This window comes from Flavobacterium sp. KACC 22763 (assembly GCF_028736155.1).
Classification (GTDB): domain Bacteria; phylum Bacteroidota; class Bacteroidia; order Flavobacteriales; family Flavobacteriaceae; genus Flavobacterium.
Genome location: NZ_CP117879.1, coordinates 5,251,612 through 5,272,347 on the forward strand (window position 1 = coordinate 5,251,612; position 20,736 = coordinate 5,272,347).

Consider the following 20,736-nt stretch of genomic DNA (forward strand, 5'->3'; position numbering starts at 1 on the left):
TTCGTACTTAATACAATATTTTTTTAGATAATTGCAAGGATATCGTCCTCACGCATAATCAAATAATCAGTACCTTCTAATTTTAATTCAGTACCAGCATATTTTCCGTAAAGAACAGTATCACCAACTTTTACAGTCATAGTGTGATCTTTAGTTCCGTTTCCTACTGCAACTACAGTTCCTTTTTGTGGTTTCTCTTTGGCAGTATCTGGAATAAAAATACCTGAGGCAGTTTTAGTTTCAGCTGCAACAGGCTCAATAAGTACGCGGTCTGAAAGCGGTTTAATGTTTAAAGCCATGATTTTATATTATTATAAGTTATACGATTTTTTTCTGTTCTATAAACTTTCAGAAACTGTGCCATGCTAGAAAAACTGACATTATTTCTTAAAAAAAATGCCAGCTTTGACAGGCTGGCATTAGATTTTATATAGAGCTTCTATTATTTAGCTGGTGCTGGAGTTGCAGGAGCTGGTGTAGTTCCTTGCGCTGGAGCTGCAGGTGCATTTGCTGGAGCTTCAGTTTTGTCAATAATTTTAGATTCTGTATCGCTTAAAGATCCAGAGAAGCTTAAGCTAGAAAGTAAAATTAGCACAATTAAAACAGTAGCTAAAGTCCAAGTACTTTTATCTAAAAAGTCAGTTGTTTTTTGTACTCCACCTAACATTTGAGTTCCGCTGATAGTAGACGATAATCCGCCTCCTTTAGGGTTTTGTACCATGATAACTACGATCAATAGAAAACAAACTATTGTGATTAAAACTAAAAAAATTGAAAATGTGCTCATTACTTAATTATTGTTATTGTTATTTTGTTGTAAAATCTTTATATCCGATATGCGGTCTGCAAAGAAAGTAATTTTTTCTGGATATTTCAAAATTAATATTTCATAAGCTTGAATTGCTTTTGTATATTTCTTTTGTTCCAGATATACTCTGGCCAGAGTCTCGGTCATTAGATACGAATTGTCCTCTACAGGGGGCTCAATTTGAACTACTGGAGCACTTGTTCCAGGTTTAATTGGAGAGATTTTCGGATTGGTTTCGATAAATTTATCGATAATTTCAGCCTTCTTTTGTCTCTCTTCTTCTTTAGCAGCTTCAATTTTAGCTTGTTCTTCTGGAGAAAGTTCGTTTGAGCGGTCAATAGGCTCTGTTCGAGATAGTTGAAGCCATTCTTGGAACGAATGTTTTTCGCTAAGAGAAAAATCCAAAGGTTTTCCAATTTCTAAATGCTCCGCAGCCGTTTTTGCAGGTTCATTAGGCTCTTCTTCTTCGATTATTTCTTCAATTGGCTCTTCGTTTTCTTCTTGAATTTCCTCTTCTTCTTTATCTTCAGATTGCAGAACTTCTAGAATCTCTTCTTTTGGCTCTTCAGGCGCTTTTGTTTCAGCTTCTTTAATTGAAGAAAGAATAGATCTTTCAACAGAATTCATTTTAAATTCCGGAATGATCATTTCTTCGATAACGCTATCATCTTCGTCTTCTTCAACCGAATTTAAAATAGGCTGTTCTACAATAAGCTCCGTTTTTATTTCTTCCGCTTTTGCAGATTGTTCAATAGTTGCAGCTTCTGATTCTTTAATCGAGTTTAAAATCGAATTTTCAATACGATCAAATTTATGCTCTTCAACTGCAATTATAGATTCAGGTTCAGTTACAGAAGGAGTTTCAGCAACTTTAATAGAACTTAAAATAGAGTTTTCTATACGGTCAATTTTAGGTTCTTCTGTTATTATTGTTTCTTCTTCGGTTTCTTCTGCTAAAATTTCAGTTTCCTCTTCTTTTTCAATATTTGAAATGGAATCTGTAGAATCAATTTTATTTTCTGTTTCGATTACTGGTTTTTCAAAAGTAATCGAATGAGCTTCTTTGATAGCAAGGAAAATAGACGGATCTATTTCTGGAAGTTTTTTAGGCTCTTCTATTATTACTGGTTTCTCAAAAGTAACAGAATGCGCTTCTTTTATGGCCAGAAAAATAGAAGGGTCAATTTCAGGAACTTTTTTAGGTTCTTCAATAATTACAGGTTCTTCTGCTTTTAATGGTTCCTGTGTTTTTATTGGTTCTTCGATTTTTGTAACCGAAGGAGTTTCAATTGAAGAAATAGGTGCTTCTTTAATCGTTTCCGAAACAGGCTGTTCTTCGAGATCTGTTTTTATTTCAATAGCTTTCTGAATCTGTTCAGGTGAAATGATTTCACTGTCAAAAACTGTTATTTCAAGAAGATCTCTTAATTTTTGCTCGTAGAAATCATTCTGAATAGAAGTGAAAGCTTCAGACGTAATGAAATCAAATAAAACAGAACGATCTGCTGTATGTGCAGCTGTCACCTTTAAAGCATAATTATACTTAAAACTGTTTTGATTGTAAAGTCCTTTTAATCGTAATGCGCGTGCACTTTGAAAATACGGAAATTCATTCAAAACACTGCCTAATGCATCCGCTTGCTTTTCTGTAATAGCATCGGGTTTGTTCATTAAGTAGGTATAATCGCTGACGTTCATTCTTTATTTTTGGTTTAATCGGTTAATTGTTTAATCGTTTTTGTTTGTTTTATCGATTAAACGGTTGTACGATTAAACGATTCAACAAACAGCAAAACTACCATTTTGCTAATGACTCATTAAAGATGTCCTGCGTGATTCTTTCAAAAATAACTCTGATTGCTTCACTTAAAACAGATCCTGTTGGTAGGTCTCTTCCTGGGAAGTCGTAATAGAATTCAAAAGATTTCTCAAAATCATCTGTTTCTTTCTTTTTATTCATAAAACGAACATTAACACGAATCGATAAACGGTTTTGAGCAGCCTGCTGATCTGCTGTTGCAGTCATTGGCGTGATTCTGTAATCTGTAATTTCTCCTTCATAAACCAAATCACCGCCATTGCTAACTAAGTTTAAATTAGTTTGATTCATGATCAAATCCTGCAAAGCCAAAGTGAAAGTTCTGTCGATTCCAGGTTCAATTAAATCGGCATTATTCTGGAAGAAGTTAACTTGAAAGGTTTTAGCATCGATTTTTCCAGTTCCTGTAAAGTTATAAACAGAACAGCCACTCAGCATAAAAAGGCTTAATAATGCGAAAAGAGAATATATTTTTTTCATAATATTTAAGAGGAAATCCCAATTTTTAAATTCCAAATTCCAATTGCGCCAAATATAGGTAATTGGGATTTGGAATTTCGAAATTGTAATTTAATTATTTTTATAAGTCGAATTGCTTGATTTTACGGTATAAAGTTCTTTCAGAAATACCTAGTTCATCTGCAGCAGCTTTACGTTTTCCTTTGTTTTTTTCTAATGATTTTTTGATCATTTCGATTTCTTTTTGTTCCAAACGTAAAATTTCTTCCTCTTCGATGGTTTCGGCAAACAAATAATTATCGTCTTGCATCTGATAATTGTCTTCTCGAACAGTAGGCGTTGTCATAACAGCGGTTCTTGGTTCTTCTTCAAAATCAATTTCGCTGTCGTTTTGCTGATTTCCGTAAATTTTCTGAATCAGATTCGGATTAATATCCTGTACTTTAGAAGTTCCGTTTTTCATTAACTCCAAAGTCAGTTTTTTCAAATCGTTCAAATCGCTTCTCATATCAAAAAGCACTTTATACAAAATGTCTCTTTCTGTGCTAAAGTCACTTTCTTTTTTACTGTCGTTGATAACAGAAGGCAAATTGCTTCCTTCAGCTGGCAAATAAGATTGTAAAGTAGCAAGACTAATATCGCGATTGGTTTCTAAAACAGAAATCTGTTCTGCTACATTTCGAAGCTGACGAATATTTCCACTCCATCTGAATTTTTGCAAAAGCTGAACAGCATCATCATCCAGTCTTAAAGGAGGCATTTTGTATTTGTGGGCAAAATCGGCCACAAATTTTCTGAACAATAAATGAATATCGTCATTTCTTTCGCGTAAAGGAGGTAAAGTAATTTCTACTGTACTTAAACGATAGTACAAATCTTCACGGAATTTACCTTTTTCAATAGCATTAAATAAATTCACGTTGGTTGCCGCAACGATTCTCACATTGGTTTTTTGAACCTGAGAAGAACCTACTTTTATAAATTCACCGTTTTCCAAAACACGAAGTAATCTTACTTGAGTTGTTAGTGGTAATTCTCCAACTTCATCTAGGAAGATTGTTCCGCCATCTGCCACTTCAAAATAACCTTCACGTGTGCTTGTAGCACCTGTAAAAGCGCCTTTTTCGTGTCCAAAAAGTTCACTGTCAATAGTTCCTTCCGGAATTGCACCGCAGTTTACGGCAATATATTTACCATGCTTTCTGTGCGAAAGCGAATGTATAATTCTAGGAATATTTTCTTTACCAACACCACTTTCTCCAGTTACCATAACCGAAATATCAGTTGGAGCAACCTGAATGGCTTTTTCAATGGCACGATTTAATTTCGGATCATTACCAATAATCTCAAATCGCTGTTTTATTGCTTGAACTGTTTCCATATAGATTTTTGTTTCAAGTTTTTTGTTTGTTTTAGGTTTCGCCTAAAACTTTGGCTTGTATTTTTTGTTTGCCACGAATTTCTCGAATTTCACAAATTTTTGAAAAGTGGTCAATGAATAACTCTTTTGTGTTGTAATGTCTTTTTATTAAAATTAACGATAATTCCTAAATCGCTATCAGCTAATTTTAAATAATTTATTGTTTGAGCGGTATGTTCATCAATTATTTCTTTTGATGCTTTTACTTCTAAAATGATTTCGTCATAAACTACAAAATCGGCATAGAATTTATGTGCCAAAACAATGTCTTTGTATTGAATATTGTATTCTTTTTCACGTTCATAAGGAATATTATGTTTTTTAAATTCATACTCTAATGCATCCTTGTAAACAATTTCCAAAAGACCACCGCCTAATATTCTATGAACTTCCATGCAAATCCCAACAATTTTATAGTATTCTTCTTTTCTGTACAATTCCATATTTGTTTTTTAAAACAAATCTATAGAGATTTTTGAAAGAAAATTCGTGTAAATTAGTGAAATTCGTGGCTAAAAAAAAACTTAATTCATGCTACTCAAACCAACTGCTTCACCTTTTAAAGTTCCTGAAGTACAGCTTGTGATTTTTACGTTTACGAAATCTCCAATTTTGTAATTTTCTTTTGGGAAAACAACTGTAATGCTTTGTGAGTTTCTTCCAGAGAATTCAGCTGCAGATTTCTTAGAAACTTTCTCCACTAAAACTTCGACTGTTTTTCCAACGAACTCTTCGCTTCTAAACCAAGCATGTTTTTGCTGTAAATCGACAATTTCCTGTAATCTTCTTGCTTTAGTCTCTTCTTCAACATCATCTTCCATTTTTCTTCCAGCCAAAGTTCCAGGGCGTTCAGAATATGAATACATATAACCAAAATTATATTTTACATATTCCATCAAACTCATTGTATCTTGATGATCTTCTTCTGTTTCTGTAGGGAAACCAGCAATCATATCTTGCGAAATCGAAGCATCTGGAACAATAGCTCTAATTTTGTCAATCAAAGCCATGTATTCTTCACGAGAGTGCAAACGATTCATTTCTTTTAAAATTCGGTTACTTCCAGACTGAACCGGTAAGTGAATATGTTTGCAGATATTAGGATATTTTGCAATAACATGTAAAATACTCTCATGCATATCCTGCGGATTTGAAGTCGAAAATCGAATACGCATTTTTGGGAAACCAACAGCAACCATTTCAAGCAATTGATCGAAATCTACTGCAGTTGCTTTCTGCATTTCAGAAGCATTTACAAAATCTTTTTTCAATCCGCCGCCGTACCAAAGGTAGCTGTCAACGTTTTGTCCAAGAAGTGTAACTTCTTTATAGCCGTTATTCCATAAATCCTGAATTTCATTCATGATACTTTGTGGTTCACGGCTTCTTTCGCGTCCGCGTGTAAAAGGCACAACACAGAACGTACACATATTATCGCATCCGCGAGTAATAGAAACCAAAGCAGTAATTCCGTTGCTCATTAAACGAACAGGCGAAATATCTCCGTAAGTTTCTTCTTTTGATAAAATTACATTAATGGCGTCACGGCCTTCTTCAACTTCAGCCAATAAATTCGGAAGATCTTTATAAGCATCAGGACCAACAACAAGATCAACTATTTTTTCTTCTTCCAAAAACTGACTTTTCAAACGTTCTGCCATACAGCCCAAAACGCCCACTTTCATTTTCGGATTCGTGCGTTTTACTGCGTTATATTTCTCTAAACGCTTGCGAATAGTCTGTTCTGCTTTATCACGAATAGAACATGTATTTACCAAAACCAAATCGGCTTCTTCTAGAACAGAAGTAGTGTTGTAACCTCCGTCGGATAAAATGGAAGCTACGACTTCACTGTCCGAAAAATTCATCGCACAGCCGTAACTTTCTATAAAAAGTTTTTTAGTATTCTCAGGTTTATTTTCCAAAACAAGACTTTCGCCCTGTTTGCTTTCTTCAATAATCTTTTCCATTGTAAAAATTCAAAGTGCAAAGATAGGGTAATTGAAATGAATATGACAAGATGTCAGATAAAGAATTAACAATGTTTTAAAAATTTTAGATTGCAGATTTTAGATTTTAGAATATGTGTTGTTTATTAATTGATATGTGCTAGTTGTAAGTTTAAATTCAGTCGCAAAAAATCTAAAATCTAAAATCTGCTATCTAAAATAAAGGGATTTCTTGGTTAAAAATCACTAAAAGTTATACCTATATATATTATCGAGATTATTACAGATAAATCTGCAATTTTAAGTTTCATAATATCAAAATACCTCAAAAATGCATTCGTAAGGTTAATATTTAAAAAAAATAAATACTTTTGTTGCAGAAAAATAGAGCAATGGCAAAGAATTTAGTAATAGTGGAGTCACCTGCAAAGGCGAAAACGATCGAGAAATTTCTCGGAAGTGATTTTCAGGTGGAGTCAAGTTATGGTCACATAGCGGACTTACCATCAAAGGAAATAGGAGTAGATGTAGAAAATGGTTTTAAACCAAAATATGAAGTTTCTCCGGATAAAAAAGCCTTGGTAACGAAACTAAAATCACTTTCTAAGAATGCCGAAACGGTTTGGTTAGCATCCGATGAGGACCGCGAGGGAGAGGCTATTTCATGGCACTTGGCGGAAGAACTGAAACTTGATAGAAAAAAAACTAAACGTATTGTTTTTCATGAGATTACAAAATCTGCGATCCTTAAAGCAATCGATAATCCTAGAGAAATTGATTATAATTTAGTAAACGCACAACAAGCACGTCGTGTTCTGGATCGTTTAGTAGGTTATGAACTATCTCCGGTTTTATGGAGAAAAATCAAAGGCGGACTTTCTGCTGGTCGTGTACAATCTGTTTCTGTACGTTTGATTGTAGAGAGAGAACGTGAAATTCAAAGCTTCAATGCAGTTGCAACATATTCAATTGTTGCGGAATTTGTAAACGAAGCTGGAAAAGCTTTCAAAGCAAAATTGCCAAAAAACTTCAATACTAAAAAAGAAGCCGAAGATTTCTTAAATCAAAACATTGGTTCTAAATATAAGGTAGCCGATTTAGAAACTAAACCTACCAAAAAATCTCCAACAGCACCTTTTACAACTTCGACACTTCAGCAGGAAGCAGCGAGAAAATTGTATTTGCCAGTTGGAATTACCATGCAGTTAGCACAGCGTTTATATGAGGCGGGACTTATTACTTATATGAGAACCGATTCTGTAAATCTTTCTAAAGAGGCAATGGATGCTGCACAAGCAGAAATTATCAAATCTTACGGAAAAGAATTCTCTAAGCCGAGAGTTTTTGCTAATAAAAATAAAGGAGCACAAGAAGCGCACGAAGCAATTCGTCCAACTGATATGTCTCGACATACTGTAAATATTGATCGTGATCAGGCTCGTTTATACGATTTGATCTGGAAAAGAACTTTGGCTTCGCAAATGAGCGATGCACAGCTTGAAAGAACAAATGTGAAGATCGAAGCAGATAATCACGATGAGATTTTTACAGCCTCAGGAGAAGTATTGCTTTTTGAAGGTTTCTTAAAAGTGTACTTAGAAGGTCATGATGATGACGAAGAAGAGCAAGAAGGAATGCTTCCAGCTTTAAAAGTAAACGAAAAACTGGCTAATAACTATATTACAGCCACAGAACGATATTCAAGACCGCCTGCGCGTTATACGGAGGCATCGTTGGTTAAAAAACTGGAGGAACTTGGAATTGGTCGTCCTTCGACTTATGCGCCAACAATTTCTACAATTATCAATAGAAATTATGTTGAAAAAGGAACTCTTGAAGGTGTAGAGCGTAATTATACACAGCTTACTTTGCAAAATAGTAAAGTAGGAGAAAAAGTGTTGAAAGAAAATACAGGTTCTGATAAAGGAAAATTGGTTCCTACAGATATCGGAACGATTGTTACTGATTTCTTGGTGAAGAATTTCGGAAACATTCTAGATTATAATTTCACTGCGAAAGTGGAACAGGATTTTGACGAAATTGCCGAAGGAAATATTGACTGGGCAAAAATGATGCAGGATTTCTACAATAAATTCCATCCAAATGTAAAAGAAGTTGAGGCCAACGCCGAGCGTGAAAGCGGAGAAAGAATTTTAGGAAAAGATGCTGACGGAAGACAAGTTTCTGTTCGTTTAGGAAAATTTGGGCCAATGGCACAGATTGGAGAAGCAGATGATGAAGATAAAAAGTTTGCCAGCTTAATGGCAGATCAAAATATAGGAAACATAACGCTTGAAGAAGCTTTGAATTTATTCTTGCTTCCAAAAAGTTTAGGTGAATATAAAGGAGAAGAGGTAGAAGTAAATAATGGACGTTATGGGCCTTACGTTCGTCACGGAAGTGTTTTTATATCATTACCAAGAGGAGAAGATCCTTTAAATGTTTCTAAAGAAAGAGCTCAGGAATTAATTGACGAAAAAGCACTTGCTGATGCGCCAATTGCAGTTTATAAAGGTGAAGCTGTTCAAAAAGGAGTGGGGCGTTTTGGACCATTCATTAAATGGAACGGGCTTTTTGTAAACGTAAGCAAGAAATACAATTTTGATAATCTTTCTCAAGCAGATGTTGAAGAATTGATTGAAGAAAAACTTCAGAAAAACATCGATAAGGTTATTCATAACTGGGAGGAAGAAGGAATTGTAGTAGAAAAAGCACGTTGGGGACGTTCTGTAATTCTGAAAGGAAAAGTCAAAATTGAATTAAGTAAAGATGTTGATGCAGCAAAATTAACATTAGCACAAGTTCAAGAAATGATTGCGGCTAAGACACCTGCTAAAAAAGCGCCTGCAAAGAAAACTGCAGCTAAAACAACAACGGCTAAAAAAGCTCCAGCTAAAAAAACAGCTGCTAAAAAGAAATAAGTATATAAATGGAATTTGATTTTCTAGAACCAGTTAATGATGGAATTGTAAGATTCGTCGGAGGACTGTCTTCACAAGAGCTTGGAAGTAAAGTTGTTTTTCATACCCAAGATCAGTTTCCTGATATTGCACAAATTAGCATTGCTATAATTGGTGTGTTGGAAGACCGTACAAACATTAATATGATTAACGAAGTTAATCTCTCTGCTGTGCGTAAGAAGCTTTATAGTATGTTTCCAGGCAATTGGGATGCGTCAATTGCAGATTTAGGAGATATACTTGCAGGCGATTCTGTAGAGGATACTTATTTTGCATTAAAGAAAGTTACATCTGCATTAATCAAGAATAAAGTCATACCTATAGTCCTAGGAGGTTCTCAGGATTTGACCTATGCTTTATATCGTGCTTACGATGATTTGGAACAGATGGTAAATTTGGTTGCAGTTGATAATAAATTCGATTTTGGTAAAGAAAATGAGTCAGTTTCGGCTAATTCATATCTAACAAAAATCATTATTGATGAGCCAAACAACCTTTTTAACTACTGTAATATAGGATATCAAACTTATTATAATTCGCAAGAAGAAATCGATCTGATTGAGAAGCTGTTTTTTGATGCTTATCGTTTGGGTGAAATTTCAAATAAAATTACATTGGCCGAGCCAGTTTTTAGAGATGCAGACTTGGTTAGTATAGATTTAAATTCTGTAAAGTCTTCTGCTTCAGCAAACATGGTTACTTTTGAGCCAAACGGATTCAATGGAAAAGAAATTTGTGCTTTGGCTAGGTATGCTGGTATCAGTGATAAAGTTTCTTCTTTTGGCGTATTTAATCATAACAGTACATTGGCAGAATCAGCTATTATTGCTCAGATTGTATGGTATTTTATTGAAGGTTATCATTACCGCTCAAAAGAGTATCCATTTGGAAGTCGAGCCAACTATTTAAAATATATTGTGCCGCTAGATGATGAAGAATTGATATTTTACAAAAGTGATAAAACTGACCGTTGGTGGATCGAAATTCCATACGAATCAAATGGCAGCAATAAACTGAAAAGAAATACGTTATTACCTTGTTCTTACGAAGAATATTTGTCGGCTTGCAATCAAGAATTGCCAGAAAGATGGTGGAAAGCGCAAAGAAAAAACGCTTTATAGATCGAAAATTTAAGTGAATTCTTAAGTTTTTAAAACCTCGTTAAAAAGGTTAAAATAAATTAGTAAGAAAATATTTATATAACATAAAAATTAACGTTTTACATCGATTTTTTACTACAGTTTATCGATAAAATATTTTTTTTTTATTTTATTTAACATTATTTTTGAACGGTAAAATAAATTCGCAAGTAGTATTGTTTTTTAGATAAATAATAAATACGTTTACGGACTTTTAATAATGAATAGATAATCCCAAATTTATATGAAGAAGTTTATTGCATTTGCAGCAATGTTAACACTAGTAATCGGCTGTGGTAAGTCTGGTGACAAAGGTGAATTAGTCGGTGTTACAGGAGGGAAATGGCATCCCGAGAAGCCTTATGGAATGACATTAGTTCCGGGTGGATCTTTTATTATGGGTAAATCAGATGCTGATTTAGCTAACGTAGAAGATGCTCCAACTAAAACTGTAACTGTTCGTTCATTTTATATGGATGAAACTGAGATTACAAATAGTGAGTATCGTCAATTTGTGGAGTGGGTAAAAGACTCTACAATGAGAGTTCGTTTAGCAATCTTAGCAGACGAAACTGGGCAAAAAGCTACTGATGGAAAAGGTAAAAAAGGCGGAAGCATTGCTGATTATGCTTTTAACGATTCTGATCCAGAAAAAATGACAGCTTATGACAAATATATGTACGACAACTACTATAGTGTTGGTACAAAAGATGATCCATATGCTGGAAGAAAATTAAACAGAAAAGTAAAATTAATTAAAGATACAAAAGCTTATCCAGATGAGTATTACGCTGAAGTAATGGATTCTATGTATTTGCCAATTGAAGAATCGTACAATGGTTTAAGAACAATTGATGTAAATAAATTGAAGTTCCGTTATTCTTGGATGGATATTCAAGCTGCTGCAAAAGCAAAAGTTGGAAAAAGAAGTGACTTCGTAAAAACTGAGCAGGTAAATGTTTATCCTGATACTGCAGTTTGGATTAAAGATTTCGCTTATTCATATAATGAGCCAATGCACAATGATTACTTCTGGCATAAGGCTTATGGAGATTATCCAGTAGTGGGTGTAACTTGGAAACAAGCTAAAGCATTCTGTGCTTGGAGAACTTTAAACAAAAACAGCTACATTAAATCTAAGAAAAAAGGACGTGACTTAGTAAATGCTTTCAGATTGCCTACTGAGGCAGAATGGGAGTATGCTGCTAGAGGTGGTCTAGAGTCTGCAACTTACCCATGGGGAGGTCCTTATACTAAGAGTGATAGAGGTTGTTTCTTAGCTAACTTCAAACCAAGTAGAGGAGATTATGCTGCTGATGAAGCACTTTATACAGTTGAAGCTAAATCATACGATGTAAATGGTTACGGATTGTACAACATGGCAGGAAACGTTTCTGAGTGGACAGATTCAGCTTACAATCCAAACGCTTACGAATATGTATCAACAATGAATCCAAACGTTATCGATGGTAAAAACCAAAGAAAAGTTGTTCGTGGAGGTTCTTGGAAAGACGTTGCTTATTTCCTACAGGTAAGCACTCGTGACCACGAATATGCTGACTCAGCAAGAAGCTACATCGGATTCAGAACTGTACAAGATTACATGGGTACTCAAGTTACAGGAAACAGAAAAAAGTAATTTATAATTAATTCAATATCCAACAAATCTATTTTAAACCTAAAAAAAAAGTATTATGGCATTATTAAGTAAAAAAGCAATGAATTTCGCTTATGGTATGGGAGCGGCAGTGGTAATCGTTGGAGCGTTATTCAAAATTACTCACTTTGAGATTGGACCATTAACAGGTACAGTTATGCTTTCAGTAGGATTAGTTACTGAGGCGTTAATTTTCGCGCTTTCTGCTTTCGAACCAGTTGAAGAAGAACTAGATTGGACTCTAGTTTACCCAGAATTAGCTAACGGACAAGCTAGAGAGAAAAAAGCTAAAGCTGAAACTCCAACTGATGCTCAAGGATTATTATCTCAAAAATTAGACACATTATTAAAAGAAGCTAAAATTGACGGTGAATTAATGTCAAGTTTAGGAAACAGCATCAAAAACTTCGAATCTGCTGCTAAAGGAATTGCTCCAACTGTAGATTCAATCGCTGGACAAAAGAAATATTCTGAAGAATTATCTGTTGCTGCTGCTCAAATGGAATCATTAAACAGTTTATATAAAGTACAATTAGAAAGTGCTTCTAGAAACGCTGAGGCTAACAAAGAAATTGCTGAAAACGCTTCTAAATTAAAAGAACAAATGGCATCTATGACTGCAAACATTGCTTCTTTAAACAGCGTTTACGGTGGTATGCTTTCTGCAATGAGTAACAAAGGATAATTAGTTTTTAACTAAATATTAAATTTATTAATAAGAACTAATTAAAGAAAAATGGCAGGAGGAAAATTAACCCCTAGACAGAAGATGATTAACCTGATGTACCTGGTTTTCATCGCAATGTTAGCAATGAACGTATCAAAAGAAGTTATTTCTGCTTTTGGTTTGATGAATGAAAAATTTGAAGGTGCAAATAAAACATCGACAGAGACAAATGCAGGTTTATTAACTTCTTTGGATCAAAAAGCTGCTGAAGCAAAAGGAGAATTTGCAATTGCTGCAGTAACAGCTCACAAAGTTGAAACAATTACAAAAGAATTTTATGATTATATAGGTACTCTAAAAACTCAGGCTGTTAAAGGTTTCGAAGTTGATAAAGCAACAGGAAAAATGCCTTATGAGTCTATGGATAGAGGTGATAATATCGACGACTGGTTTACAGGAGACGGTTACACTAAAAAAGGTAACGAAATTATCGCTAAAATCGAAAAATATAAAGCTGATATCAAAGCTGCTTTAGGAACAGACAAAAAATACGCAGCAATTATCGCTGAGGTTGAAAAGAAATTTGATGTTTCTGATGTTAAAAACAAAGAGGGGCTTAAAGAAAAATATTTAGCTTACCACTTTAAAGGATTCCCAGCTATTGCTTCTGCAGCTAAACTTTCAGCTTGGCAGAACGATGTTAAAAAGACTGAAACAGACGTTTACAACAGTGCATTAGGTAAAGCTGCAGTTGCTGCTGCTTCTTACAGCAACTACCAAGCAATTGTTGTTTTAGATAAAAATGCTTATTTCCAAGGAGAAAAAGTTACTGGTAAAGTTGTTTTAGGTCGTTATGACGAAAACACTACACCAACTTCTTTCCAAGGTCCTGGACAAATTGTAAACGGACAAGCTGTTATCTCTTTAACTGCTGGTGGAGTTGGAGAACAAGATATCAACGGACAATTTACTTTCTTAGAGGATGGAAAAAATATTCCTTTAAAATTCTCTGGTAAATACGTTGTGGTTCCAAGACCAAACGCTGCTACAATTTCTGCAGATAAAATGAACGTAGTATATAGAGGTGTTGTTAACCCAATCTCTGTGTCTTTTGCAGGTGTTGATGCTAACAAAATTGTTGCAAGTGCTCCAGGTTTATCTTCTGCTGGAAAACCAGGAAAATATAACATGAGCCCAGGTCAAGGTACTGAAACTACAATTTCTGTAACTGGTACTTTGCCAAATGGTGATAAAGTAACTGATAAGAAAACATTCAGAATTAAAGGTATTCCTGGTCCAACAGGAACAATTAGAGGTGAGATGGGAGTTGTTAAAGGTCCTAAATCTAACTTAGAGATTGCTACTATTGGAGCTAAACTTCTTGATTTTGATTTTGAAGTTGGTTTAGATGTTGTTGGATTCAATATGAAAATTGCTGGACAGCCTACAGTTGTTGTTTCAGGAAACAAAATGAATGCACAATGTAAACAAGTACTTTCAAGAGCAGGTAAAGGAGACCAAGTTACTATTTCTGAAATTAAAACTAAACTTGTTGGAGCTGGTAGCTATTTATTGCCAAGAACTGCTCCTGTAATTTACGAAATACAATAATAAAGTAGTGTAAGCTACATTCAATATCTTATAACGATACCACGATGAAAGTAAGAAATTTTTTAATAGCTATTGTTTCTATCGCTGGAGGTTTTGCTTCTAATGCGCAATCAAATTTGCTAAACGCTAAAACTCCTGATCAGATTGGACTTAAAACTCCTGCTCAATTAATATCTGACAATGATAAGCCATTGGCTTACGGTTACGTAGATGATAGAGATATCTTGATGGGAAAAACAACATGGGAAATCATTGATTTAAATGAAAAAATCAACTTTCCAATGTATTTTCCGGTAGATACAGCTAATATTGGTCCTAACAGACGTTCTCTTTATGACGTTTTAACTAAAGCTATTAAAAGTGGTAAAATAACTGAGGTGTATACAGATAGTTATTTCAACACTAAAAAATCTATGAAGGACATCGAAGGATCATTATCTCGTATTGATACAACTGATGCAGGTAGAGAGTTGATTAACCAATACCCTGATGACTACAAATCACGTGTTGTGAAGAAAAAAGTGGTTTCTGGTAAAGGTAAAAACAAATCGGTTTCTTACGTAGAAGAAACAGTTGGGCCAACAAGAACGGTTCCTGCTGAGTACATTTTGAAACAAGATCTTACTGCTGCAGATGTTAGTCAGTATAAAATTAAAGGATACTGGTATTTTGATAAACGTCAAAGTGAATTGAAATATCGTTTACTAGGAATTTGTCCTGTAACTCCAGACGTTTATACAATGAATAGTGACGAAAAGGATTATATCGAATTGTTTTGGGTATTCTTCCCAAATGCCAGAGAAGCACTGCATGAAGCAAAAGCTTTCAATGACAACAATTCGGCTCTTCCAATCTCATTTGATCAGATTTTAAATTCTAGACGCTTTAATGCTGTTGTTTACAAAGAAGAGAACCTTTATGGCGACAGAGCAATTAGCGATTACATGAAAGACAACGCTCAAAATCAGTTGTTGGAATCTGAAAGAGTGAAGGAAAAAATTCGCAACTTCGAACAAGATATGTGGAACTACTAAGTTGATACATAGTACAATAATTAAAAAACTCTTACTACCTTTGTAGTAAGAGTTTTTTTTATGACTATAAATTAAAAACACTATCTGAAATTGGATAGCGTTAATTATTTTTTAATTTGTGTAAGAAAAATAACAATATTTGTAATAAAATTTCGTTTAATGTCTTGTAAAAATTATCATGATGAAAGTAAGAAATTTATTAGTTGCTATTGTTACTGTTCTAGGAAGCTTGTCTTCTAATGCTCAGTCTAATTTGCTTAATGCCAAAACTGCTGATCAGATTGGGGTTAGGACACCAGCCCAAATGATATCGGATAACGATAAACCGTTAGCATATGGTTATGTTGATGATCGTGATGTTTTGATGGGAAAAATGGTTTGGGAAATTATAGATTTAAATGAAAAAATCAATTTTCCATTGTATTTTCCCGTAGATACTGCTAATATCGGCCCAGACAGGCGCTCACTTTATGATATTTTAACGAAGGGTATTAGAGATGGAAGAATAACTGAGGTTTATACTGATAGTTATTTCAATACAAAAAAGTCTTTGAAAGATATTCAAGGTGCTTTATCACGTGTTGATACTACAGATGCAGGACGAGAGCTTATTAATCAATATCCTGATGATTATAGAACACGTGTTGTTAAGAAAAAGGTGGTTACAGGTACAGGAAAGAATAAAAAAGTTAACTATGTTGATCAAACTGTCGGACCTACAAGAACAGTTCCAGCAGAGTATATTTTGAAACAAGATCTTACTGCTGCAGATGTGAGTCAATATAAGATTAAAGGTTTTTGGTATTTTGATAAAAGGCAAAGTGATCTAAAATACCGTCTGTTGGGAATTTGTCCAGTAACACCAGATGTTTATACGATGAATAGTGATGAAAAGGATTATATAGAACTATTCTGGGTCTTCTTTCCTAACGCACGAGAAGTGTTGCATGAAGGAAAAGCTTTTAATGATAAAAATTCAGCTCTGCCAATTTCATTCGATCAGATCTTAAATTCGAGACGTTTTAATTCTGTGATCTATAAAGAAGAAAATGTTTATGGCGATCGTGAAATCAAAGATTATATTAAAGATAATGCACAGAGCCAGTTATTAGAATCGGAGAGAGTGAAAGAGAAGATTCGTAATTTTGAAGAAGATATGTGGAATTACTAAGTTCATAAACTCATAATAAGAAAAACTCTTGCTACCTTTGTAGTAAGAGTTTTTTTATTTTATTTATATACTTCACAATGCTTGATTATTTAATTGTCGGATCTGGATTGGCTGGAATTTCTTTTGCCGAAGTTGCCCTTAACAACAACAAAACAATTTTACTTTTAGATGATGAATCTCAAAATTCCTCTAGAGTTGCTGGTGGTTTGTACAATCCTGTGATTTTAAAGCGTTTTAGTGAAGTGTGGAATGCAAAAGAACAACTTGTTTTGATGAATGGCTTTTACGATCAAGTAGAAGAAAAACTAAAAGAGAAGTTTAATTTTAAAATGCCTGTTTTAAGAAAGTTTTTTTCCATTGAAGAACAGAACAATTGGTTTGCTGCTTCAGATAAAATAAATCTTGCGCCTTTTTTGTCAACTAAACTAATTTCAAAGAAATATAACAGCATAGACTCGCCATTTGATTACGGAGAAGTTTTGCACACAGGATATGTTGATACGGCTTTACTGCTAGATACCTATAGACAATATTTGTTTCAGAATGATTTATTGAGAAATGAATCTTTTGATTTTAGCGATATCAAATTTCTAGACTCAGGAATTCAATATAGAGATATTCAGGTTCGTAATATCATTTTTGCCGAAGGCTTTGGAATGCATAAAAATCCATTTTTTAACTATCTCCCATTGGATGGAACAAAAGGAGAATTGTTTATTATAAAAGCTCCAGATTTAAATCTAGATGTGATTGTAAATACAAGTGTTTTTATTTTGCCCCTAGGTGACGATTTGTTCAAGGTTGGAGCAACCTATAATTGGCATGATAAAACTGCTGAACCTACAGAAGAAGGTAAGCAAGAGCTTTTGGAACGTATTAAAGAAATTATAACTTGTGACTTCGAAATTGTAAAACATTTTGCAGGAGTTCGACCAACGGTTGCAGACAGAAGACCTTTGCTTGGAACGCATGAACAGCATAAGTCTCTGCACATTCTAAACGGATTAGGTACAAGAGGTGTTATGCTTGGTCCGGCAATGGCGAAAGCATTATATGATCATATCGAGAATAATGTTCCGCTAGATAAAGAAGCCGACATTAAGCGATTCCATAAAAGATATTTGAAAGGTCTTACTTTTGTCCAGCCTTAGGATCGTAAGAAACAAACATATTAATGTATAAGTTTCTTGAAAGACGCAACACGAATGGAAATAAAAGAACTAGTGTTATAATAATTGCTAAAAATGACTGCTCTATTGTGGTGTTGAAAAACACAAAAGAAACTATAAAAGCAGCAACCCCTACGGCTACGTTTAGAGCATAACTAACATACATGGCACCATAAAAAAACGAAGGTTCTATCTGGTATTTGAATCCGCAATGGCTGCAATGCTCATTCATTTTGAGAACTTTACTTAAATGAAGCGGATTTTTGTCTTCATACATGCTTTCCTTTTGGCATTTTGGACAACTTCCTGTTATTATGCTATTTAGTTTGGAGCCTCTTTTAAACATTTTAAGTAAATTTTATAGTCTTTAATTCACCTCATTTGTATTTGGATACCAGTGTGAATGGGAGTTATTATTTAAAGCAAATATAAGGTATTTTCAGGCTTTAAGCTATTAAATTAGGATGAAAACTTACAGCTTATGTTGATTTGATTTTGAGTATAATGTTTGCCACGACAATGTTTCTTTTTTTCTAAAGTGCATATAAGACTATCTTCTCAATGCTATTATTTTTTGGCTCATTAAAGAAGAAAAGTTCAGAATTAAACAACGTTTTTAGTTTTTGAATTTTACAAAAGCTATTGTTTTTCAGTATAAAAACTTCAATTAAAAGTTATACTTTTGCACTTTCAAAATTGTAACAGGATCATTCGCCTTTTGCAGTTTATTTATTTAATGAATAAAAAAGGTTTTCTAGCCTTTACATTTACAGCAATACATTATGCTTAATATACACAATCTTTCCGTTTCTTTTGGAGGAACCTATTTATTTGAAGAAGTTACTTTTCGTTTAGGTGCCGGCGACCGCGTAGGTCTTGTTGGTAAAAACGGAGCAGGTAAATCTACAATGCTAAAAATGCTAGCTGGCGATTTTAAACCTGATTCTGGAGTAATTTCTCAAGAGAAAGATATTAAAATGGGATTCTTGCGTCAGGATATTGATTTTGAACAAGGAAGAACTGTTTTGGAAGAAGCATATGAGGCTTTTACAGAAATTAAAGTTGTTGAGAAAAAACTAGAAGAAATCAATCATCAATTGGTGACGAGAACCGATTATGAAAGTGAAGAATATGCTAAGATTATAGAAGATCTTTCTGATTACACACATCGTTTTGATCTTCTTGGAGGATATAACTATGTGGGAGACACAGAGAAAATTCTTCTAGGTTTAGGTTTTAAAAGAGAGGTTTTTAATAACCAAACTGAAACATTTTCTGGAGGATGGAGAATGCGTATAGAATTGGCTAAATTATTATTGCAATCGAATGATGTATTGCTTCTGGATGAGCCAACCAACCACTTAGATATTGAAAGTATTATTTGGTTAGAGAATTTCCTTCGCAATTATCCTGGAGTTGTAGTAATCGTGTCGCACGATAAAATGTTCTTGGATAATGTTACGAATAGAACAATCGAAATTTCGTTAGGTAAAGCATACGATTTCAATAAACCATATACTCAGTATTTAGAGCTTCGTCATGAGATTCGCGAAAAGCAATTGGCAACTCAAAAGAATCAGCAGAAGAAGATCGAAGAAACAGAAAAATTAATTGAGAAATTCCGTGCAAAAGCTTCAAAAGCTTCGATGGCGCAATCATTGATTAAAAAATTAGATAAAGTAGAAAGAATTGAAGTTGACGAAGATGATAACTCAGTAATGAATATCTCGTTTCCGGTTTCTAAAGAACCAGGAAAAGTAGTTATTGAAGCTGAACATGTAACGAAAGCTTACGGAGACAAGACAATTCTTAAAGATATTAGTTTACTGGTTGAAAGAGGGAGTAAAATTGCTTTTGTTGGACAAAACGGACAAGGAAAATCGACTTTCATTAAAGCTTTGGTAAATGAATTTGAATACCAAGGAAATATCAAATTAGGACATAATGTACAATTAGGATATTTTGCTCAAAATCAGGCTGAATATCTAGATGGTGAGATTACTTTGCTTCAGACCATGGAAGACGCCGCAACTGATACAAACCGAATGAAAGTTCGAGATATGTTAGGTTCTTTTCTTTTCCGCGGAGATGATGTTGAGAAAAAAGTAAAAGTACTTTCTGGAGGAGAACGTAACCGTTTGGCACTTTGTAAATTGTTGTTACAGCCAATTAACGTTTTGCTGATGGATGAGCCGACGAACCACTTGGATATTAAATCTAAAAACGTTTTAAAGGCCGCACTTCAAAAATTCGGCGGAACTTTATTATTGGTTTCTCACGACAGGGATTTTCTTCAAGGAATGTCGAATATCGTTTACGAATTTAAAGATCAAAAGATAAAAGAATATTTAGGAGACATCAACTTTTTCTTAGAGAAACGCAATCTTGAAAACATGCGCGAAGTAGAGAAAAAGGATGTTGTGAAAAAAGAAGCTCCAAAAGAAAAAGAAGTTGCAAAAGTATCTTATGAAGATCAGAAGAAAGGAAAAGCGCTTCAGAACAAATTAAGTAAAATTGAAAGCCAGATTCAGCAGCTAGAAAAACAAATCCAGCACGACGATAAAATGTTAGAAACCAATTATGATAAACATATCGAAGACGCTTCATTTTTTACTGCTTACAATAAAAAGAAACAAGATTTAGAGCAATTGTTAATTGACTGGGAAGTTGTTTCAGAGGAAATTGATAGTTTTAATGCATAGTTTTTTTGTTTCAAGTTTCAAGTTTCAAGTTTTATCTTGACGAGTAATTTTTAACGCAAAGCACGCCAAGTTTTTATAGTTTGCATTTACAATGTACAAAGTTCGCAAAGTTATCTACTGATAAAGCTTTGCGAACTTTGCGTTTTATAAAACCTCAAAAGTTTAAAAAAA

At 34.0% G+C, this 20,736-nt stretch carries 17 protein-coding genes; 9 read left to right on the forward strand and 8 right to left on the reverse strand.

Annotation, left to right across the window (positions count from 1 at the left end; all coding sequences use genetic code 11):
- Positions 1-23: 23 nt before the first annotated feature.
- The 7 genes from PQ463_RS22155 to miaB all read right to left on the reverse strand — a co-directional run bounded on the left by PQ463_RS22155 (position 24) and on the right by miaB (position 6,476).
- Positions 24-299, reverse strand: coding sequence for a co-chaperone GroES (locus PQ463_RS22155; protein ID WP_008467105.1), 276 nt, complete (start codon positions 297-299; stop codon positions 24-26).
- 143 nt (positions 300-442) lie between these two features.
- Entirely contained in the window at positions 443-787 is a 345-nt protein-coding gene (gene secG, locus PQ463_RS22160) for a preprotein translocase subunit SecG (RefSeq protein WP_111365084.1), read from the reverse strand.
- A 3-nt stretch (positions 788-790) separates the two neighbouring features.
- Positions 791-2,506, reverse strand: a complete 1,716-nt coding sequence (locus PQ463_RS22165) for a tetratricopeptide repeat protein (RefSeq protein WP_274255527.1) — start codon at positions 2,504-2,506, stop codon at positions 791-793.
- A 97-nt stretch (positions 2,507-2,603) separates the two neighbouring features.
- The gene (locus tag PQ463_RS22170; RefSeq protein WP_177210782.1) at positions 2,604-3,107 is read right to left on the reverse strand and encodes an LptE family protein; all 504 of its coding nucleotides are present in this window, start codon (positions 3,105-3,107) and stop codon (positions 2,604-2,606) included.
- A gap of 100 nt (positions 3,108-3,207) precedes the next feature.
- The gene (locus PQ463_RS22175; RefSeq protein WP_111377309.1) at positions 3,208-4,467 is read right to left on the reverse strand and encodes a sigma-54 interaction domain-containing protein; all 1,260 of its coding nucleotides are present in this window, start codon (positions 4,465-4,467) and stop codon (positions 3,208-3,210) included.
- Positions 4,468-4,577: 110 nt separating this feature from the next.
- A complete protein-coding gene (locus PQ463_RS22180; protein ID WP_274255528.1) occupies positions 4,578-4,949 on the reverse strand; it encodes a GxxExxY protein in 372 nt (123 codons plus the stop codon).
- Positions 4,950-5,030: 81 nt separating this feature from the next.
- Positions 5,031-6,476, reverse strand: coding sequence for a tRNA (N6-isopentenyl adenosine(37)-C2)-methylthiotransferase MiaB (miaB, locus tag PQ463_RS22185; protein WP_274255529.1), 1,446 nt, complete (start codon positions 6,474-6,476; stop codon positions 5,031-5,033).
- Positions 6,477-6,847: 371 nt separating this feature from the next.
- Here miaB and topA point away from each other — a divergent pair, with 371 nt between their 5' ends.
- The 8 genes from topA to PQ463_RS22225 all read left to right on the forward strand — a co-directional run bounded on the left by topA (position 6,848) and on the right by PQ463_RS22225 (position 17,845).
- The gene (gene topA / locus PQ463_RS22190) at positions 6,848-9,376 is read left to right on the forward strand and encodes a type I DNA topoisomerase (RefSeq protein WP_274255530.1); all 2,529 of its coding nucleotides are present in this window, start codon (positions 6,848-6,850) and stop codon (positions 9,374-9,376) included.
- Positions 9,377-9,384: 8 nt separating this feature from the next.
- Positions 9,385-10,536, forward strand: a complete 1,152-nt coding sequence (locus PQ463_RS22195) for a formimidoylglutamase (RefSeq protein ID WP_274255531.1) — start codon at positions 9,385-9,387, stop codon at positions 10,534-10,536.
- 262 nt (positions 10,537-10,798) lie between these two features.
- Entirely contained in the window at positions 10,799-12,193 is a 1,395-nt protein-coding gene (gene porK / locus PQ463_RS22200; protein WP_008467094.1) for a T9SS ring complex lipoprotein PorK/GldK, read from the forward strand.
- Positions 12,194-12,248: 55 nt separating this feature from the next.
- Entirely contained in the window at positions 12,249-12,896 is a 648-nt protein-coding gene (gene porL, locus PQ463_RS22205) for a type IX secretion system motor protein PorL/GldL (protein WP_008467092.1), read from the forward strand.
- 51 nt (positions 12,897-12,947) lie between these two features.
- The gene (gene porM / locus PQ463_RS22210; protein ID WP_274255532.1) at positions 12,948-14,489 is read left to right on the forward strand and encodes a type IX secretion system motor protein PorM/GldM; all 1,542 of its coding nucleotides are present in this window, start codon (positions 12,948-12,950) and stop codon (positions 14,487-14,489) included.
- A gap of 44 nt (positions 14,490-14,533) precedes the next feature.
- Positions 14,534-15,523 (forward strand): type IX secretion system ring subunit PorN/GldN, encoded by a 990-nt coding sequence (porN, locus tag PQ463_RS22215; RefSeq protein WP_160781090.1) that lies wholly within the window; start codon positions 14,534-14,536, stop codon positions 15,521-15,523.
- 181 nt (positions 15,524-15,704) lie between these two features.
- Positions 15,705-16,694: a type IX secretion system ring subunit PorN/GldN gene (gene porN, locus PQ463_RS22220; RefSeq protein WP_274257990.1), complete on the forward strand. Its 990-nt coding sequence runs from the start codon at positions 15,705-15,707 to the stop codon at positions 16,692-16,694.
- 77 nt (positions 16,695-16,771) lie between these two features.
- Positions 16,772-17,845: an NAD(P)/FAD-dependent oxidoreductase gene (locus PQ463_RS22225; protein ID WP_274255533.1), complete on the forward strand. Its 1,074-nt coding sequence runs from the start codon at positions 16,772-16,774 to the stop codon at positions 17,843-17,845.
- Here PQ463_RS22225 and PQ463_RS22230 read toward each other — a convergent pair.
- Positions 17,826-18,209, reverse strand: a complete 384-nt coding sequence (locus PQ463_RS22230; protein ID WP_274255534.1) for a DUF983 domain-containing protein — start codon at positions 18,207-18,209, stop codon at positions 17,826-17,828. The two genes, PQ463_RS22225 and PQ463_RS22230, sit on opposite strands and share 20 nt — an antisense overlap.
- 436 nt (positions 18,210-18,645) lie before the next feature.
- Between PQ463_RS22230 and PQ463_RS22235 the strand changes: the two genes are divergently transcribed.
- Positions 18,646-20,565 carry an ABC-F family ATP-binding cassette domain-containing protein gene (locus tag PQ463_RS22235; RefSeq protein WP_274255535.1) on the forward strand — a complete coding sequence of 640 codons (1,920 nt, stop codon included), beginning with the start codon at positions 18,646-18,648 and terminating at the stop codon, positions 20,563-20,565.
- Positions 20,566-20,736: the final 171 nt, after the last annotated feature.

Bases quoted from the DNA above. Each gene is read 5' to 3' on its own strand.
- PQ463_RS22155 (WP_008467105.1), bottom strand. From the start codon at position 299: ATGGCTTTAAACATTAAACCGCTTTCAGACCGCGTACTTATTGAGCCT.
- secG (WP_111365084.1), bottom strand. From the start codon at position 787: ATGAGCACATTTTCAATTTTTTTAGTTTTAATCACAATAGTTTGTTTT.
- PQ463_RS22165 (WP_274255527.1), bottom strand. From the start codon at position 2,506: ATGAACGTCAGCGATTATACCTACTTAATGAACAAACCCGATGCTATT.
- PQ463_RS22170 (WP_177210782.1), bottom strand. From the start codon at position 3,107: ATGAAAAAAATATATTCTCTTTTCGCATTATTAAGCCTTTTTATGCTG.
- PQ463_RS22175 (WP_111377309.1), bottom strand. From the start codon at position 4,467: ATGGAAACAGTTCAAGCAATAAAACAGCGATTTGAGATTATTGGTAAT.
- PQ463_RS22180 (WP_274255528.1), bottom strand. From the start codon at position 4,949: ATGGAATTGTACAGAAAAGAAGAATACTATAAAATTGTTGGGATTTGC.
- miaB (WP_274255529.1), bottom strand. From the start codon at position 6,476: ATGGAAAAGATTATTGAAGAAAGCAAACAGGGCGAAAGTCTTGTTTTG.
- topA (WP_274255530.1), top strand. From the start codon at position 6,848: ATGGCAAAGAATTTAGTAATAGTGGAGTCACCTGCAAAGGCGAAAACG.
- PQ463_RS22195 (WP_274255531.1), top strand. From the start codon at position 9,385: ATGGAATTTGATTTTCTAGAACCAGTTAATGATGGAATTGTAAGATTC.
- porK (WP_008467094.1), top strand. From the start codon at position 10,799: ATGAAGAAGTTTATTGCATTTGCAGCAATGTTAACACTAGTAATCGGC.
- porL (WP_008467092.1), top strand. From the start codon at position 12,249: ATGGCATTATTAAGTAAAAAAGCAATGAATTTCGCTTATGGTATGGGA.
- porM (WP_274255532.1), top strand. From the start codon at position 12,948: ATGGCAGGAGGAAAATTAACCCCTAGACAGAAGATGATTAACCTGATG.
- porN (WP_160781090.1), top strand. From the start codon at position 14,534: ATGAAAGTAAGAAATTTTTTAATAGCTATTGTTTCTATCGCTGGAGGT.
- porN (WP_274257990.1), top strand. From the start codon at position 15,705: ATGAAAGTAAGAAATTTATTAGTTGCTATTGTTACTGTTCTAGGAAGC.
- PQ463_RS22225 (WP_274255533.1), top strand. From the start codon at position 16,772: ATGCTTGATTATTTAATTGTCGGATCTGGATTGGCTGGAATTTCTTTT.
- PQ463_RS22230 (WP_274255534.1), bottom strand. From the start codon at position 18,209: ATGTTTAAAAGAGGCTCCAAACTAAATAGCATAATAACAGGAAGTTGT.
- PQ463_RS22235 (WP_274255535.1), top strand. From the start codon at position 18,646: ATGCTTAATATACACAATCTTTCCGTTTCTTTTGGAGGAACCTATTTA.